The 15528-nt window shown below is 58.9% G+C and carries 14 protein-coding genes and 1 pseudogene; 13 read left to right on the top strand and 2 right to left on the bottom strand.

Annotation, left to right across the window (positions count from 1 at the left end; all coding sequences use genetic code 11):
* The first annotated feature begins 18 nt into the window (after positions 1-18).
* The 5 genes from ACYZTU_RS25720 to ACYZTU_RS25700 are packed head-to-tail and all read left to right on the top strand — an operon-like array spanning position 19 to position 9368.
* The gene (locus tag ACYZTU_RS25720; RefSeq protein ID WP_461966519.1) at positions 19-1731 is read left to right on the top strand and encodes a DUF2138 domain-containing protein; all 1713 of its coding nucleotides are present in this window, start codon (positions 19-21) and stop codon (positions 1729-1731) included.
* A 32-nt stretch (positions 1732-1763) separates the two neighbouring features.
* A complete protein-coding gene (locus tag ACYZTU_RS25715; RefSeq protein ID WP_461971167.1) occupies positions 1764-2366 on the top strand; it encodes a DUF1175 domain-containing protein in 603 nt (200 codons plus the stop codon).
* Positions 2363-6928, top strand: a complete 4566-nt coding sequence (locus ACYZTU_RS25710) for an alpha-2-macroglobulin family protein (protein WP_461971165.1) — start codon at positions 2363-2365, stop codon at positions 6926-6928. Before ACYZTU_RS25715 ends, ACYZTU_RS25710 begins: the two co-directional genes overlap by 4 nt.
* 1 nt (position 6929) lies before the next feature.
* Positions 6930-8549, top strand: a complete 1620-nt coding sequence (locus ACYZTU_RS25705; protein WP_461966517.1) for a DUF2300 domain-containing protein — start codon at positions 6930-6932, stop codon at positions 8547-8549.
* Positions 8550-8552: 3 nt separating this feature from the next.
* Positions 8553-9368: a YfaP family protein gene (locus ACYZTU_RS25700; RefSeq protein WP_461966515.1), complete on the top strand. Its 816-nt coding sequence runs from the start codon at positions 8553-8555 to the stop codon at positions 9366-9368.
* Between the two features lie 67 nt (positions 9369-9435).
* On the opposite strand, the pseudogene ACYZTU_RS25695 reads toward ACYZTU_RS25700, so the two are convergent.
* Both ACYZTU_RS25695 and ACYZTU_RS25690 read right to left on the bottom strand, forming a co-directional pair.
* Positions 9436-9738: pseudogene (locus ACYZTU_RS25695) on the bottom strand (type II toxin-antitoxin system RelE family toxin).
* The gene (locus ACYZTU_RS25690) at positions 9728-9967 is read right to left on the bottom strand and encodes a type II toxin-antitoxin system RelB/DinJ family antitoxin (protein ID WP_054616768.1); all 240 of its coding nucleotides are present in this window, start codon (positions 9965-9967) and stop codon (positions 9728-9730) included. Before ACYZTU_RS25690 ends, ACYZTU_RS25695 begins: the two are co-directional and overlap by 11 nt.
* A gap of 282 nt (positions 9968-10249) precedes the next feature.
* On the opposite strand from ACYZTU_RS25690, the gene ACYZTU_RS25685 reads away from it, so the two are divergent.
* The 8 genes from ACYZTU_RS25685 (at position 10250) to ACYZTU_RS25650 (ending at position 15262) form a co-directional block, all read left to right on the top strand.
* Positions 10250-11494, top strand: coding sequence for a tyrosine-type recombinase/integrase (locus ACYZTU_RS25685; RefSeq protein WP_461966513.1), 1245 nt, complete (start codon positions 10250-10252; stop codon positions 11492-11494).
* A gap of 17 nt (positions 11495-11511) precedes the next feature.
* Positions 11512-12063: a hypothetical protein gene (locus tag ACYZTU_RS25680; protein WP_461966511.1), complete on the top strand. Its 552-nt coding sequence runs from the start codon at positions 11512-11514 to the stop codon at positions 12061-12063.
* Positions 12064-12133: 70 nt separating this feature from the next.
* Positions 12134-12367 carry an AlpA family phage regulatory protein gene (locus tag ACYZTU_RS25675; RefSeq protein ID WP_461966509.1) on the top strand — a complete coding sequence of 78 codons (234 nt, stop codon included), beginning with the start codon at positions 12134-12136 and terminating at the stop codon, positions 12365-12367.
* The gene (locus tag ACYZTU_RS25670) at positions 12367-12588 is read left to right on the top strand and encodes a hypothetical protein (protein ID WP_461966507.1); all 222 of its coding nucleotides are present in this window, start codon (positions 12367-12369) and stop codon (positions 12586-12588) included. Before ACYZTU_RS25675 ends, ACYZTU_RS25670 begins: the two co-directional genes overlap by 1 nt.
* The gene (locus tag ACYZTU_RS25665) at positions 12589-12747 is read left to right on the top strand and encodes a hypothetical protein (protein ID WP_223542031.1); all 159 of its coding nucleotides are present in this window, start codon (positions 12589-12591) and stop codon (positions 12745-12747) included. It begins immediately after the preceding gene.
* Positions 12744-14312, top strand: a complete 1569-nt coding sequence (locus ACYZTU_RS25660; protein WP_461966505.1) for an AAA family ATPase — start codon at positions 12744-12746, stop codon at positions 14310-14312. Before ACYZTU_RS25665 ends, ACYZTU_RS25660 begins: the two co-directional genes overlap by 4 nt.
* A 204-nt stretch (positions 14313-14516) precedes the next feature.
* Entirely contained in the window at positions 14517-14663 is a 147-nt protein-coding gene (locus ACYZTU_RS25655; RefSeq protein WP_461966503.1) for a hypothetical protein, read from the top strand.
* Complete coding sequence (locus ACYZTU_RS25650) at positions 14660-15262, top strand: hypothetical protein (protein WP_461966501.1); 603 nt, start codon at positions 14660-14662, stop codon at positions 15260-15262. Before ACYZTU_RS25655 ends, ACYZTU_RS25650 begins: the two co-directional genes overlap by 4 nt.
* The last annotated feature ends 266 nt before the right edge of the window (positions 15263-15528 follow it).

The raw sequence follows: 15528 nt of genomic DNA, 5'->3' as shown, positions 1-15528 counted from the left end.
GGGAACATGAGCGTGAACATGAGCGATAACACTGTATCCCCCGCCGCTGACGCACCTGCAGCTAAACCTTCTCGCCGTTGGCCGGCGCTGCTGATCGGGCTGTGCCTGGTGGCTGGCGTGGCCGGTGGGTTGGGCTGGTTCATGCACAAACCCAAGGCGCCGCCGGCGCAGTTGGCCAGCGACAAACTGGGCATGAGCCGGCCGGACGGTCTGCTCGAAACCCACTCCTTGAGCCAGTTGCCCAAGGACTTGTTGGCGGTGCCGTTCCTCAAGGAAACCCTGACCGAAGATTTCGTCTTCTATTACGAAACGCATGCGGATCGTCTCGGTTTGATCGGCAGTCTCCGGCGGATCATTTACGAGCATGATCTGAAACTGCAGGACAGCCTGATCGAGCAACTTTTCGACCAGCCGGCCGATGTTGCACTGTGGCGTGGGGCGGATGGTCGTTTGAAAGACTTTTTGTTGGTGATGGATCGCGGTGGTCTGGCCAAGGTGCTGGAGCCGCTGGCCAAAGTGGCGCTGGATGATTCGCAGCTGAGCAAAATCGGTGATGTGAAAGTCGGCGCCGACGACGTTGCACTCTATCAACTGAGCTACAACGCCAGCAAAGCGCTGCTGTTCGCTTCCCATGGCGACAAACTGGTGGTGCTGTCCAACCCGACCAAACTCTACGATCCGCAAAGCGGCTCACCGGAAGAACCGGGCAGCGTCTCGACCAAGGCCATCGCGGCGTTGCTCAATGGCGACAAACTGTTCCCTGAAGCCTTCGGCCTGCAACCCCGCGCGCCCGAAGTGAAACAACGCCTCTCGGTCAATTCCAGCGTCCTGGCCATGGGTTATCAGCGCTTTATCCCGAACTTCGCCGGCCTGCGCTTCGACATGGACGACAAGGGCTGGCACAGCTTCCTCGCCATGGATGAACTGGACAACCAGCCGGACTTCGATTTCAAGCCGATCTGGCAAGCCATGCCGATGGGCGCCAGCGCCTGTGTAGCCTTGCCGCTCGCCGCAGAACAACAGAAACCGCTGCTGGTGAAACTTGGTGCCGAAGAGTCGGTGGCCCAGGCTCTGACCGAACACATGGCCGGTGCCGCCGGCCTGTGCTGGTACGCCGATTCGCGGTTGTACACGCCGTTGCTGGTGGCCAGCCTGAACGATGATGACAGCGCAAAACTCGACGGTGATCTGGGCAATTTGTTCGGCTCGATGGTCGGCGCCTTCGAAGGCAACGTCGAAGAGCACGCGTTCCCGGTCATCGAGAAACAGGAAGGCTCAACCCACCAATGGCAGCGTCAGGTCAGCTCCAACTTTGGTCCTTACAAAGCCAAGGATGCCGAGCAACCGGACGCGATCACCGGCAAAGCCTTCATGCGCGTGAGCCTGGCGCGCCACGGCTCGACGCTGCTGTTCTCCCTCGACGACAAGCTGGTGGACAAAGCCCTCGGGACCCTCGACAAACGCTTCCCGCCGATGGCTGATGTGCTGCCAAAAGACCTGTTGATGCCGGTCTACTTCGGGCCTGATTCCATGGCGCAACTGATGCAACAGGAAACCCTCGACAGCCTGCCGCAGGACATGGAGCCGGTGTTCTACAACGCGGCGCAAACCTACCTGATCCCCAAACTGCGCAAGCTCGGCGGTTACGGCAAGTACGCACTGACGCTTCCGGAAGGCAGCGAGCCCGACGGCCACTGGCAATGGCTGCCGCTGGAATGGAAGGCCCTGTGACAGCACTTATCCGAGGCCTTGGTCTGCTGGCGATGTTGCTGGGCACCCGGGCATTTGCCGCTGAGGCGCCGCCACTGGACGTGCAGCAATCCCAGGTGTTCCGTGCCTGGTTCGTGCGCATCGCTCAGGAACAACTGACCCAAGGCCCGAGCCCGCGCTGGTATCAGCAGGACTGCGCCGGCCTGGTCCGTTTTGCCGCCAACGAAGCGCTGAAAGTCCATGACGATAAATGGCTGCGCAGCAATGGCTTGTCCAATCGCTACTTGCCGCCGGAGCTGCAATTGAGCGAGGCCCAACGCGCCCTCGCTCAGCAATGGCAGCAGGGCGGCGGCAAGGTCGGGCCGTACGTCAACGCAATCAAACTGATTCAGTTCAACAGCCATTTGGTCGGCCGCGATTTAGCGCAAGCCCGGCCCGGCGACCTGATGTTTTTCGATCAGGGCGACGACCAGCACCTGATGATCTGGATGGGCCGCTACATCGCCTATCACACCGGCACCACCACCCCGACTGACAACGGCATGCGCTCCGCAAGCCTGCAGCAACTCATGACATGGAAGGACACCCGATGGATACCCGACGCAGCCAACCCCAACTTCATCGGCGTCTATCGACTGAACTTTCTCTCCCAATGATCGGTGCCCGCATGCTGCGTTTTCTGCCTCTGCTGTTGGTATTAGTGCTGCCTTTTTCGGCGGTCAACGCCGAAGACACCGTCGAGCCGAGCGGCTACACGCCGGTGGCCGGCGAAAGCTTTTTCCTGCTGGCGGATAGCAGCTTCGCTGCCGACGAACAGGCGATGGTTCGCCTCGAAGCGCCGGGTCGCGACTACCGCCGGTTCCGCATGGAGCCTTACGGCGGCGCCGACATTCGCGTATACCGCATCGACAAGCCGCTGGATTTTCTCAAGCGCCAGAAGAACCTGCACCGGGTCGTCAGCGACGGCCAGTTCAAAGGCGAAGGCCTGTCGAACACCCTCGCGTACCTGTGGGACAACTGGTACCGAAAATCCCGTCGCGTGATGCAACGGGCGTTCTCCTACGAATCGCGCAAACAAGTCACCGAGGAAGTGCCGGAACTGAAGATGGGCACCGCCATCGCCGCGCCAACGCCCTACGACGCCCAGCCGCAATTCGCGCTGATTCCAGGCTTGCCGGTAGTTAGTCAATTCCGTTATCCGCTGTGGCAAGCCAAACCGATCCAGCCGCCTGAGGGCGTTAACCTGGCCGGTTCTTCCAGCGAGTTCGTCAGCGTTGCACCGGGCAACGTGTATATCCCGTTGGGCAATCTGAAGCCGGGTCTGTATCTGGTGGAAGCGCTGATTGGTAAATACCGTGCGACCACCATGGTCTTCGTTTCCAACACCGTGGCCGTGAGCAAGATTGCCGGTGATGAAATGCTGGTGTGGGCGGCGCATAAACACGAAGGCAGTTCGGTGCCGAAGGTCAATGTTCTATGGACCGATGGGCTGGGCGTGATGAGCAGTGGTGCCACCGATGCCGATGGTTTACTGCGTCTGAAGCACGTCAGCCCGGAGCGTTCGTTCGTGATTGGCGAGGACGAAGAGGGCGGAGTGTTTGTCTCCGAGAACTTCTATTACGACAGCGAAATCTACGACACCAAACTCTATGCCTTCACCGACCGGCCGCTGTATCGGCCGGGGGATTGGGTGTCGCTGAAGATCGTCGGTCGCGAGTTCAAGAATGCCCGCGACTCGGTGCTGCCGACGGCAGCTGACGTCAACGTCACCGTGCTCGATGCCACCGGCACTGCGCTGCAATCGCTGGCGCTGAAACTCGATTCCAAGGCTGGCACTCAAGGCCGGTTCCAGTTGCCGGACAACGCTGTGGCGGGCGGTTATGAGCTGCGTTTCAGCTACAAGGATCAGGCCTACAGCAGCGCCTTCCGTGTCGCCGAATACATCAAGCCGCACTTCGAAATTTCCCTGAACCTGGCCAAGCAGGATTACCGCACCGGCGAGCCGGTGAAAGGCAACCTGGTGCTGCTGTACCCGGACGGCAAACCGGTGGCCAACGCCAAGTTGAGCTTGAGCTTGCGCGCCCAACAACTGTCGATGGTCGACAACGAACTGCAATACCTCGGGCAATTCCCGGTTGAGTTGACCAGCACCGAACTGACCACCGATTCCAAGGGCTACGCGACGCTCGATCTGCCGGCTGCCGAGAAACCGAGTCGCTACATGCTCACTGTGTTCGCCAGCGATGGTGCGGCGTATCGGGTCAAGACCACGAAGGAAATCCTCATCGACCGTGGCGCCGCGAGTTTCAGCCTGCGCGCGGCGCAGCGTTTTAGTGCGGTGGGCGACAAGGTTGCGTTCAGTTATTTGAATGAAGGCGGCAGCGAGCAAAGCAAAGCGGTCACTCCGAGCAGCTACAGCTGGGTAAGACTGGAAGATCAGTCTGCTGGCGAGGGCAAACTCGCCGCGAGCGATAAAGGCTTCACCGTGGCCTTCGACCGTCCGGGCACCTACAACCTGACGTTGAAGGATGACCATGGCCGCGTGGTGGGTGCCACCGGTCATTCGGTCACTGGTGATGGCGTCAAAGCCGTGCCCGGCACTGTGGAAATCGTCCTCGACAAACCCGAGTACAAGGCCGGTGACGAAGCCCTCGCATTGATCACCTTCCCTGAGCCGATCAGCGATGCATTGCTGTCGCTCGAACGCGACAAGGTCGAGGCCACAGCGCTGCTGTCCAAGGGCGGCGACTGGCTGAAGATGGAAAAACTCAGCGAGACCCAATACCGCGCGCGGATCCCGGTGAAAGATAATTTCGCGCCGAACCTGACCTTCTCGGTGCTTTACACCAAGGGTGGTCAATACAGCTTCCAGAACGCCGGCATCAAGGTGATCGCGCCGCAGATCGACGTGGCCATCGCCACCGATAAAGAGTCGTATCAGCCGGGCGATACCGTGTCGGTTGACTTGACCACCGAGTTCGCTGGCAAGCCGATCCCGGCACACCTGACGGTCAGCGTGGTGGACGAAATGGTCTACGCGCTGCAACCGGAAGTCGCACCGACCATCGACCAGTTCTTTTATCACCCGCGCCGCAACAACGTGCGCACCAGCGTCAGTCTGTCGTTCATCAGCTACGACGTGGCATTGCCGGGCAGCCCGGGTGCGCCGGGCAAAGCCAACCGCAGCGAGCGGGGCGTGAAAGTACTGGAGCGGCCGCGTCGTGAAGACGTCGATACCGCTGCGTGGCAGCCGGAACTGGTGACCGACGCCAACGGCAAAACCCGTTTCACCTTCAAGATGCCGGACTCGCTGACCCGCTGGCGCATCACCGCCCGGGCCATTGCCGATGACGGTCAGGTCGGGCAGAAGAAGCAGTTCGTACGCTCGGAAAAACCGCTGTACCTGAAGTGGAGCGGGCCAACCAAATTCCGCAACGGCGACAAACCCGATCTCGGCGTGTTCGCTTTCAGTCAGGCCGAAAAACCGGTCAAGGCTGAGCTGGTGATTCATTACGCTGGCGCCGAACAGCGTGTGCCGGTGACGTTGAACAACGGCATCAACTACATCGCGCTGCCGGCGTTCGCGTTGGCCAGTGGCGAATGGACGGCTGAGCTGGTGCAAGACGGCCAAACCGCCGATGCGCTGGCCGTGCGCCTGACCGCCACCGGTGAAGGCTGGCAGGTCACGCAAAGCCAAAGCCTGGACGTGGTCAGTGGTGACACGCCGCTGACCCTGCCGACGGACGCCAGCGATATTCGTCTGCGTCTGGATGACAGTCCGCAAGCGCTGTTCCGTTCCGCCCTCGATGATTTGCTGAGTTATCCGTACGGCGGTGTTGAACAAACCGCTAGCCGCTTGCTGCCGTTAAGCATCGCTTATCCGACCTTGGCGTCGAATCCGCAGATTCGCGACCGCTTGCGCCTGATCATGCAAAACAGCCGTCTGCGCCTGGTGCAAATGGCCGGGCCTTCGGCGAGTTTCACTTGGTGGGGCATGGAAGGTGAGCCGGATGCATTCCTCACTGCTTACGCTTACTTCGCCGACTGGCACGCCAGCAAAGCGTTGGAGTTGAGTCTGCCGCCGGGGCATTGGCAACGGGTGCTGGAGGTTTATTCGAAACAGGCCAATAACACGCCGCTGCTGCAGAGAGCGCTGATTCTATCGTTCGCCAAACAGATGCAATTGCCGGTGAACACCTTGCTCAGCGGGTTGATGGATGACCTGTCGAAAGCGGGTGAGGGTAATGCGGCGAACCTGATGGACGATGGCGAAGACAGCATCGTCATGAGCGATCCGGATTCGGCGTTGGGTCTGGCGGCGGCGCGTGTGTTGACGGCCTCTTTGGCGAAGCAATCGAAGGTGATTCTGCCGGACGCATTCAATCGTCAACTGGCGGATGCGCAACAACGTTTGGCCGTCAGCTCTCAGCCGTTTGCCGAAGCGTTAAACCTGTCGTTGCAAGCCTTCGATCAGGCACACGCGCAAGCGTTGTTGCAACGTCTGCTGCCACAGCAATCGACCCTGGAACGTGCGTTGGCGCTGACCTGGTTGCAACGCAGTATCGAGCAGGCTTCGCCCACCATCGCATTGACACCGGGTGAAGGCTGGAAAAAAGAACACGGTGATACTGGCGAGATGTATTGGACTTGGCAGGGTTCTTCGGCCGTGCCAGCAGTGCTGTCGCTGACCGGTGCGCAAGAGCGTCCGTTGCGAGCGGCATTGAGCTTCCATACCCGGCAATCACCGGTAGATCCGATGGCCGTGACCATCACCCGTCGCCTGTCGCGTCTGGTACCGGGTGACGAAGCCTTCAACTTCAAGCTGGAAGCGGTCGGCAACAAACCGTTGTCCAGCGACAGCCTGTATCTGGATGAAGTGATCATCACCAGCAAAGCCGCGAAACCGCTGCGCTACGGCATGCTTGAAGTGCCGCTGCCCCCGGGTGCCGATGTCGAGCGCACCACGTGGGGCATCAAGCTGATGGGCAAGGCTGGCACTGAGCCGTCCGCGTTGGAGAAAGCGCGTTTCGAGCCGGGGCAAATGGCTTACGCGATTCCGGTGGATGCCTTGAGCGGCGAATTGCGTCTGCGTCATCTGGTGCGCTTCTCGCAGAAGGGCCAGTTCAACTTGCCGCCCGTGCGTTTCACTCAGGTCTACGCGTCACAGCATCAGGCTCAGGAACAGAAAGCGGCCCTCGGCCAGATCACGGTCAACTGACATGACCCGACCTCTGGTCTGGTGGCTGCTGTGTTTGATCCCTGCGCTGGCAACCGCCCAGGACGAGCCGCTGCGGCTGGCCTTTAAAGGTGAGTTGCTTTCTTTGAGTCGAACTCAGGTGATCGCGCGCGAGCGGTTGCCTGCTGATTTGCAGACGCCTTTGGGCAGTGTGTGGAAGTTGTTTGTGTACGGCTGGCTGGTGGATACCGACGCTCATGAATCGCCTTACGAATGTCGCGGTCAGTCGAAAGACGAAGTTTATTGCTGCACCGCAGGCGGCAAGATTGGTCGCGATCAGGCGTTGGTGAAGTCGTGCGGTTTGTACTTTGAGCCTGCGCGATTGGGTATTTCCAATGCTGGATGGCGGGAGTATTGGCAGGCGCGACAGGCACCGGAGTGGTTGCTGGATTTGCCGTCGTTGCAGCCTGCTACCCGGGTTTCGGTGACTGAGTTGCTGCGAATGTTGGCCGTGATGCCGGCGCAGGATCAGGCGCGGCGGGTGTTGCTGGATGTGGTGTTGAATGCGGCTGACGGCAATGTTGTGGGCGAGCTCGGTGGCCGGTTGCGGGTGAAAACCTGGAGTTGGTTGGGGGATCAGGATCCGTTATCGCGTCAGGGAGGTTTTGCTGGTTGGTTGGCGGATAGCACGCCGGTTTGGGCCAGTGGGCGTGGGACCAGTCAAATGGTTCTGCGCAACTACAGTGAGGCGTTGTCTTCTGTGCTGCCTGTTGAATGGCCAGCAGACGTGGGACGTTGCGTCGAAGTCGGTCTGTTTTCCCGTTATCCGATCTGGCGTGTTCTGGCAGGGGACCGTGTTGTTGAGTCGGGGCCGTTGCAGGGCGACTACCGCGTCGAATTCACCAACGGCAATCAACTCGATATCCACAGCGACGGCGAACTCTTTCTGCTCAAAGACAAGCTCGTCGCCCGCCTGGACCGCGAAGAATACGTCGCTCGGGTCCTCCAGCGCGAAGCCAAACCCGAACCCGCCGAAGCCGCAAAAGCCCTGGCCGTCGCCATCCGCACTTACCTGCTGCAAAACGCAACGCGCCATGGTGATTGCCTGAGTATCGACGACAGCAGCAACCGCCAGCGCGTCGCCCCACGCCCGGCCACGGCCGAATCGCGCAATATCGCCGCTTGGACCAGCGACCTGGTCCTCGCCGGAAGCACCGTCACCTACCACTCCGACCAACCCGGCCCGGACAAACTCTCCTGGCAGCAAGCCGTCGAACAAGCCAACGCCGGCCAACGCTACGACGCCATCCTGCTCCACGCCTATCCCCGCGCCAGCCTCAGCCGTTGGGACAACCCCGTCGCCTCCTGCGAAGCACTCCCCGCCGCGCAAGACTGGCTACTGAACCAACGCCGCGGCTGGCGTCCGCGATTGGAAAGTGAGGTTGGCTACAACGAAGTCAGCACGTTCGCTGTCTGCCGCCTCGCCTTCGGTCGCCCCTATGTCGACCGCGAGCGCAAACGCATCTACGTGCGCGGCGTGTTGACGCTGCAAGACCGCCTCGACCTGACCCACGAATACCTGCACCTGGCCTTCGAAGCACACCCCAACGGCCAGGATGAAACCTACATCGAAGGGCTCGCCCGCCACCTCTTGCTGGAATAGGCCATGAAACTCCGTTATCCACAGGTCTTCCTGTTCCTTTGTTCTTTTTGCGTACTGCCGACAGTTCTTGCGGCTGAGAGCGCCGTCAAACTCGACACCCCCGTTGGCGGCTGGCGCACCGGCGCACCTGAGGGTGACGGCGAAAGCTTCCGTCAAACCGTTAACTACCCGGCCTCCTCGGTGAACACACCGGTGGGCCAAGCCAATACCGCTCGCATCACTGGGCAGATCAAAGCCACGCCCAAGTCCGGTGAGCCGGGCCGGTTGATCGTCAACGGCGTCAGCATGCCGCTGAAGATCGATCCTGCCGGCCGCTTTGATCGGCCATTCTCGTTTCCCAATGGCAGCAACAGCGTTGAAGTCCGTAGCCCCGATGGTCAACAACGGCATCGCACGCAGTTCCTTAACGCCAGCGGCGGCGCGACACCCGCCAAATTGCGAGTGCTACTGGCCTGGGACAGCGACGGTACGGACCTGGATCTGCACCTCATCACCCCCGACGGCGCCCACATCTGGTACGGCGATCGTGTTGCGCCCAATGGTGCGGCGCTCGATGTCGACGTGACGACGGGATACGGCCCGGAAATCTTCGCCATGCCGGCGCCGATCAAAGGCCAATACCTCGTCTATGTGAACTACTTTGGGGGCGGGTATCGCAGTGATGATGAGGGGCAGGAGGAGGCGGTTCAGCCGCTGACCACAGCGCAGGTGACGGTGATTACGGAGGAAGGGACGCCGAACGAGAAGATGGAGACTTTTCTGGTGCCGATGCGGGCGGTGGGGGAGTTGACGTTGGTTAAGGGGTTTAGTTATCCATGAGGCAGTAATGGTGACAGCGGTGCTGTCACTATTCGGATTTGTCGCAGCAGTGCTGCGACAAATCAAATTAGTCAGCAGGCTGCTGACTAATTCGATCCTGTGCATCTTGGTAAGCGGCTTCGCGCTCGCGCTTTCCGATGGCAACCACAAAAACCACCACTTCCTGATCGAGGACCTGATAGATCAGTCGATAGCCGGCGCTGCGCAATTTGAGGTTGTAGCAGTCAGGTAGTTGGCGAAGCCGATTGGCTTCAATACGAGGATTATCGAGTACTTAAGCAAGTTTTTTCTTGAACTGTTGGCGCAACGTGTCACCCAGTTTGTTCCACTCTTTCAACGCGCGACGATCAAATTCGAGGCTATAGGTCATCCAGGCTTACCTTGACTCGCTGAGGGGCGGCAAGACGCTCGGTAACGACGGCGATGAGTGCTTCATCCTCCTCGCTGAGTAATGCAGCTTTGAAAGGCAACTTGCCTCGCTCAGCGACGTATTGAAGGGTTTGACGCAGAAGCTCGGAGGGCGTTACCCCGAGTTTTTCCAACTCTGCAAATGAACGCTGCTTCAAGTCATCGTCAATGCGGATGTTGATGGATGCCATGGTGAGATTCCTGTAATGACGTTTGTCGTTACGTTAGCAACTGCATCCCTCGCCCGGCAACCCCTCATTCAGGTTTTCAGATGATAGGTACGCTTTCTTCCAGACATTAAAAAGCCGGCTTGTGGCCGGCATTTCTTTAGTCCGCAGCTTTTCGCGGATTTCCTCAAAGCCTAGATTTTACAAGGCTTTAAGCCTACTAACAGTTCATAAGTGTCCGCCGTTGATCGCTGGAAACCGCGATTAGGGTGTGGGTCAAAGTGTGGGTCGGACTGAGGAGGCTTTATGGGCAAGCTGACGATCAAGGCAATCGAATCACTTGCCCGGTCTGGAGACGCAGGCAAAACCAACGACGGTGATGGTCTGTATTTCCAGATAAGCAAAGCTGGGGTGTCCAGTTGGATTTTTCGCTACAAGATTGAGGGCAAGGGCCGTGAAATGGGCCTGGGTCCTTATCCAACCATCACTCTTGCGAAGGCCCGCGAACTGGCCGCAGATCAGCGCAAGGTCTTGGCTGCTGGCAGTGACCCTCTGGCCGCCCGTGATCTCGAGCGAGAAGTGAAGCGCGAAGCCGAGCGACAAGCGCAATCGCGTCGTGTGACTTTTGAGTCGCTTGCGACCGAATACCGAAATGCTCACGGCTCTGCTTGGTCGGAAAAATGGCGTAAAGGCTGGCTACGAAAGCTGGAGCTGTACGCCTTTCCCATCATTGGCAAGCTGCCTGCTGCTGAGGTTCAGACCGAGCAGGTCCTGAAGGTACTTCGCCCAATCTGGGTAACCAAGACCCGCACCGCCGACGAGGTGCGTGGACAAATCGAGCAGATCCTAGATGCCGCCAAAGCGCACAAGCTGCGCGATGGCGACAACCCGGCACGCTGGCGCGGGCATCTGGACAGCCTGCTGAGCAAAGTGGAAAAGAAGAAAGCCCGCCAGCGCCAGCATTTCCCCGCGATGAAGTGGAAGGATGTGCCGACGCTTATGGTCAAGCTGGCGATGGATGAATCTCGCGCCTCTGTGGCGGCCCGCCTGCTGATCCTCACAGGCGCGCGCGCGCTCATGGTTCGCTTTGCTAAATGGTCGGAGTTCGACTTGAAGGCCGGTATCTGGTCGCTGCCTGCCGAGCGAATGAAAATGCGCCAGGCCTTCAATATTCCCCTGGCTCCCGAGGTTGTCGAGCTGCTGGAAGACCTGCCGCGCGACGAGGACAGCTCGCACCTATTCCCTGGTCAAGGCAAGACTGGCGTTATGCATGCCAACGCCATCCGCAACCTGTTGCACGGCCTCGGGCATGATGACGTGACCCGTCATGGTTTTCGGTCGAGCTTCCGTGACTGGGCAAGCGAGCGCACTCAATATCCGCGTGAAGTCTGCGAGTTGGCGTTGGCCCACGACGAGCGCGACCAGACTGAAGCCGCCTACTCCCGATCCGACTTCATCGAGAAGCGCCGCGCCTTGATGGCCGATTGGGCGAAATTCATAACCACGCCGCCAACGGCAAATGTCATTCAAGGCGACTTCCAACGCGCTTGAAAACTGAGGATCAGAAAATGAAGAAGCACGGTCGCAAGGTGACGATGGACGTCACTCTCGCTGATTCGAAGATGAAGTGGCCGGACTGCACACGCGAAGATTTAGACGCGGCACTGGCTTCAATCAAGAATCGCCATGACCCGGAAGCGGCTCGAAATATCATCGAGTACTACCACGAGCGTATGAGCAAAGGTTTTTCCTACGATGAAGGCTTCTTGCATACGCTGATGGCGTACGTTTTTGCAGGAATCGTGGAAGGCAATAAAAACGCAGACCAAGCTTTTGGTTTGAGTTTAGAAAGGGGCAAGTACGATCGTGAGGATACGACAGACCGTGATGTGATAGCGACAGCTTGCATCCTTCTGCTGATGCGAAAAGGCGCTGATTGGCTGGAGGCAAAAGGTCATACAGCAAATCTTTTGTTTCCTGAAGGCACAGGAGACAGGGCGGTCGACGCTGCTTACTCGCAGTATCGAGATGAGCTTCGGCACTGCTCTGACGACTCCCTTTTAGAAATACTTGGGCCGTTTGCCGGCACTGCAGTCATAAAGCGCTTTATGACCGCTTAGAGCCTGCGTCACCTCCAGATGAAATGCCATCGTCCGCCCTGAGTCGGACCAATCCTTAGAGGAAGTGTCGATGGCAGCAACCAACCAAGAATACGCCCAACAGAAAGCCACCCAGCGTCAGCAGCGCCGCATCTTGCGGCTCCCCGCTGTGAAGTCTGCAACGGGTTTGGGGCGTACCAAAATCTATGACTTGATGAAAGAGGGCCGGTTTCCGAAAGCCCGCCGCATCGGTGGCGCGCATGTTGTTGGCTGGGACTCGCTGGAGATCGAAGCCTGGGTTTCCGAGCAGTTGGAGTGCCTGTAATGAAAAACGCCCACTCCCTGTTGTTTCTTGATGAACTGCAATCCGCTTATGGCTCGCTTGATTTTCTCCCGGTGCCAGACGGCAATATCAATCGCTTCCACGTCCCCGGTGACAAGCCTGGCAGTCTGAACGGCTGGTATCTGCTGTTTGCCGACCCCGTCGCTGAGGGCTGCTTCGGTAGCCTGAAGGCTGGTGGTGTGTACATTGGCGAGGTGCTCTAAATGAAAAAGAGCCGCCCCCCATACCAGCAGAGCAGCCCGTCGCGTGGTCAGCTTATCACCCTCATCGGCGTCTTGTCGGTCCTTGAATACGCCCTCCGCCTGCCTGTGCTGCTGACGTTTGTAGCACTTCTGTATCGGCTGATCATGGAGGCAGCATGAACAAAATCGCCATTCGCAACCACGGTGAACCACTCAGCGCGCTGATTTCGCGTTTGAAAGGTATCAAGCAACACGGTGACCGCGTCATGGCCGTATGCCCCGCTCATCAAGACAAGTCCCCATCCTTGAGTCTGTCGCAGGCCGAGGATGGCCGCGCACTAGTTTACTGCTTTGCCGGTTGCAAGACCCGTGACGTACTGGGCGCTGTAGGCATGGAAATGCGAGACCTGTTCCCGGAGAGTTTGAGCCAAGAGCAGCGCAGGCAATTTCGGCGCATCAAGCTGCGAGCAGTGCGCGGTTCGGAGTTTTTGATTATCGAGGCGGCAAAAGCGGAGGCTAAGGGCGGCGCCTTGAGTGAAGAGAGCACCGCAAGGCTGGCACTGGCACAGGAACGAGTCGACCATTTGAATCGCCAGTTGGAAGAGCTGGGGAGCGCCGAAACTCCGCCGTACCGCGCATTGCGGGAGGTGAAGTTGGACGACGTTATGAACGCCAGTTTGGAAATCGTTCGTTATGCCGTGAATCCATTGATGCCTCGTCGGCACGTGACCCTGCTCGGGGGGCATGGTGGTATCGGTAAGTCGAGCCTTGCCTTGGCCATCAGCGCGCATGTTGTATGCGGTCTTCCCTTCGCCGGTTTGGCAGTCGAGCAATCCGTCGTTCTGTTCGTGAGCTTGGAAGATGAAGCCAGCATCGTGCGTCTGCGCCTGCGCAATATCATTGAAGCATACGGACTGCCCGCGGAACGTGTGCTTGCCTCCCTTCGCCTGTTGGACGGTACGCAGACCATCGCCGCTCTGATGACGGAGGGCGACGGCTTCAGCGCACAACCTGTTTTCACCCAGGCATACCGGGAACTGGAGGATGCTGCTCACGGTGCTGGGTTGATCGTGATCGATAACGCTTCTGATGCGTTCGACGCGAACGAAAACAGCCGCCGCATGGTACGTGCTTTTGTGCGTGGTCTGGCCGACATTGCCCGCAAACACAATGCTGCCGTGGTCCTGCTGGCGCATATCGATAAGAGCGCTGCCAGGGATGGTGCACGCGGTAACAACTACAGCGGTTCGACTGCCTGGCACAACAGCGCTCGCTCGCGTTTGGCGCTGATGGAGCAGGATGGGCGCATTCTGCTCGTACAGGAGAAGTCCAACCTTAGTGCGCGGGCTGAACCTTTGGCCTTCATGTTCGTGGATGGGGTCCCAGTGCCCGAGGCTGGTACTCAAGGCGAAGGCCTGACCACTGAGAACTTCGACCACACAGAAATTATTTGCGCGTTTAAGGCAGCCCATGACGCGGGTATCAACGTGCCGGCCAGTTTGGCCCCTAGCGCGTATTCGGCCATGAAGGCGCTGGAGTCTCTCCCAGAATATAGCCAGACCTTCCGGGGCAAGGCGGGTGGTCAGCGCGCCGCACGCGCCATTACTGCGCTGATCCGCGCCGGTCACATTCGGCGCATTCAGTACAGGACGCCCCAGCGTAAAATCCGAGAGTTCCTGGAGTTGGTCGAGCTGCCAAAGAGTTCCGCTGGTGCGCCCGAGAATGTGCCAATTCCGCGTGTTTAAGATGCGCCGCGCCACCCCCTATAACCCCCAGCGCATCGGCGCAGCGCATGAAGATGCTTGCGCCAGTGCGCCAAACATGACCGGCGCAGCGCCGAACACCATCGGCGCAATCGGCGCAAAGAAGAGCCAACCCCAAGATATCGCCCAATTTTCGGTTTATGCGGCTGTGGGGCGATATGAAAAGTTAGGGCAGGGGAGTAAGCGATGAGCAAGAACCGTCTGCTCAGGAATCAGTCCGAAACCCGCCTGATTGTGTACGTAACCCGTCACGCACTGAAGGGTCGTTACTGTGCGACAGGGCCAGCGCTGCGCCAGCGTTATGACAACACCCCGATGGAGTCGACCTCATGAGCGAATCACTCAGTATTCCTACGCACGACGACGAAACACAGTCTCAATTTCAGGCCCGCATAGCGCTCACTCCGGAGTGCCTGAGCGCCGCCGTGCTGGTCACGTGCAAGCACTTTGATGAGCCGGTTACAGAGGTCGTGGAGGAGCTCAAGCGCCAAACCGCCGCAATGAACAGCGGCGACATGACCCGTGCGGAGAACATGCTTTTGGCTCAGGCACATACCCTGGATGGGCTGTTTGCCAATCTGGCGGGTAAAGCAATGGTGGCAAATGATTTGGACCGAATGGATAAGCTTTTGCGGCTGGCGCTCAAGGCACAGAGCCAAAGCCGCGCCACCTTGCAGACTCTGGCCGAACTGAAGGCGCCAAAACAGATTGCCTTTGTGAAGCAGGCCAATATCGGCAATCAGGTTCAGGTGAACAACGGCACTCAAGCGTCTACTACGCGCACGCGGAAAACCAAAAAAGTACAGAACGAACTATTGGAGGTTGAGCATGGCGAACGGCTGGACACCCGAGCGACGAGCACGGCAGGCGGAGTTGATCCGGCAATGGCGACCTTGGGAGCAAAGCACCGGACCACGCAGCACCGAGGGTAAGGCGGCTTCATCGCACAATGCTTGGACGGGCGGGATGAGGCAGCTGCTGCGAGAACTGTCCGAAGAGCTGCGAGAACAGGACATGATTCGTCGCGAGATTCTGGACTGAGGGAAACACCACTTCCGAGTGCCTGAGCGCCGCCGTAGTACGCACGTGAACCATTGATGAAACTCCAGTTGAGGAAAAACTGGGGCATGACGTGGTTTGAATTAAGAACCGTTGAACTGTTTTCAGCAGTAGTCACAAAGAGATTGATGATTCCTGG

This window comes from Pseudomonas sp. HLT2-19-2 (assembly GCF_054898005.1).
This window is presented reverse-complemented; position numbering and strand designations above follow the sequence as displayed.

What these genes read in the sequence shown, in the direction of transcription:
- ACYZTU_RS25665 (WP_223542031.1), top strand. Translation starts at nt 12,589, where the DNA reads ATGAAAAAGAGCCGCCCCCCATACCAGCAGAGCAGCCCGTCGCGTGGT.
- ACYZTU_RS25655 (WP_461966503.1), top strand. Translation starts at nt 14,517, where the DNA reads ATGAGCAAGAACCGTCTGCTCAGGAATCAGTCCGAAACCCGCCTGATT.
- ACYZTU_RS25675 (WP_461966509.1), top strand. Translation starts at nt 12,134, where the DNA reads ATGGCAGCAACCAACCAAGAATACGCCCAACAGAAAGCCACCCAGCGT.
- ACYZTU_RS25700 (WP_461966515.1), top strand. Translation starts at nt 8,553, where the DNA reads ATGAAACTCCGTTATCCACAGGTCTTCCTGTTCCTTTGTTCTTTTTGC.
- ACYZTU_RS25715 (WP_461971167.1), top strand. Translation starts at nt 1,764, where the DNA reads ATGTTGCTGGGCACCCGGGCATTTGCCGCTGAGGCGCCGCCACTGGAC.
- ACYZTU_RS25680 (WP_461966511.1), top strand. Translation starts at nt 11,512, where the DNA reads ATGAAGAAGCACGGTCGCAAGGTGACGATGGACGTCACTCTCGCTGAT.
- ACYZTU_RS25660 (WP_461966505.1), top strand. Translation starts at nt 12,744, where the DNA reads ATGAACAAAATCGCCATTCGCAACCACGGTGAACCACTCAGCGCGCTG.
- ACYZTU_RS25650 (WP_461966501.1), top strand. Translation starts at nt 14,660, where the DNA reads ATGAGCGAATCACTCAGTATTCCTACGCACGACGACGAAACACAGTCT.
- ACYZTU_RS25705 (WP_461966517.1), top strand. Translation starts at nt 6,930, where the DNA reads ATGACCCGACCTCTGGTCTGGTGGCTGCTGTGTTTGATCCCTGCGCTG.
- ACYZTU_RS25710 (WP_461971165.1), top strand. Translation starts at nt 2,363, where the DNA reads ATGATCGGTGCCCGCATGCTGCGTTTTCTGCCTCTGCTGTTGGTATTA.
- ACYZTU_RS25690 (WP_054616768.1), bottom strand. Translation starts at nt 9,967, where the DNA reads ATGGCATCCATCAACATCCGCATTGACGATGACTTGAAGCAGCGTTCA.
- ACYZTU_RS25720 (WP_461966519.1), top strand. Translation starts at nt 19, where the DNA reads ATGAGCGATAACACTGTATCCCCCGCCGCTGACGCACCTGCAGCTAAA.
- ACYZTU_RS25670 (WP_461966507.1), top strand. Translation starts at nt 12,367, where the DNA reads ATGAAAAACGCCCACTCCCTGTTGTTTCTTGATGAACTGCAATCCGCT.
- ACYZTU_RS25685 (WP_461966513.1), top strand. Translation starts at nt 10,250, where the DNA reads ATGGGCAAGCTGACGATCAAGGCAATCGAATCACTTGCCCGGTCTGGA.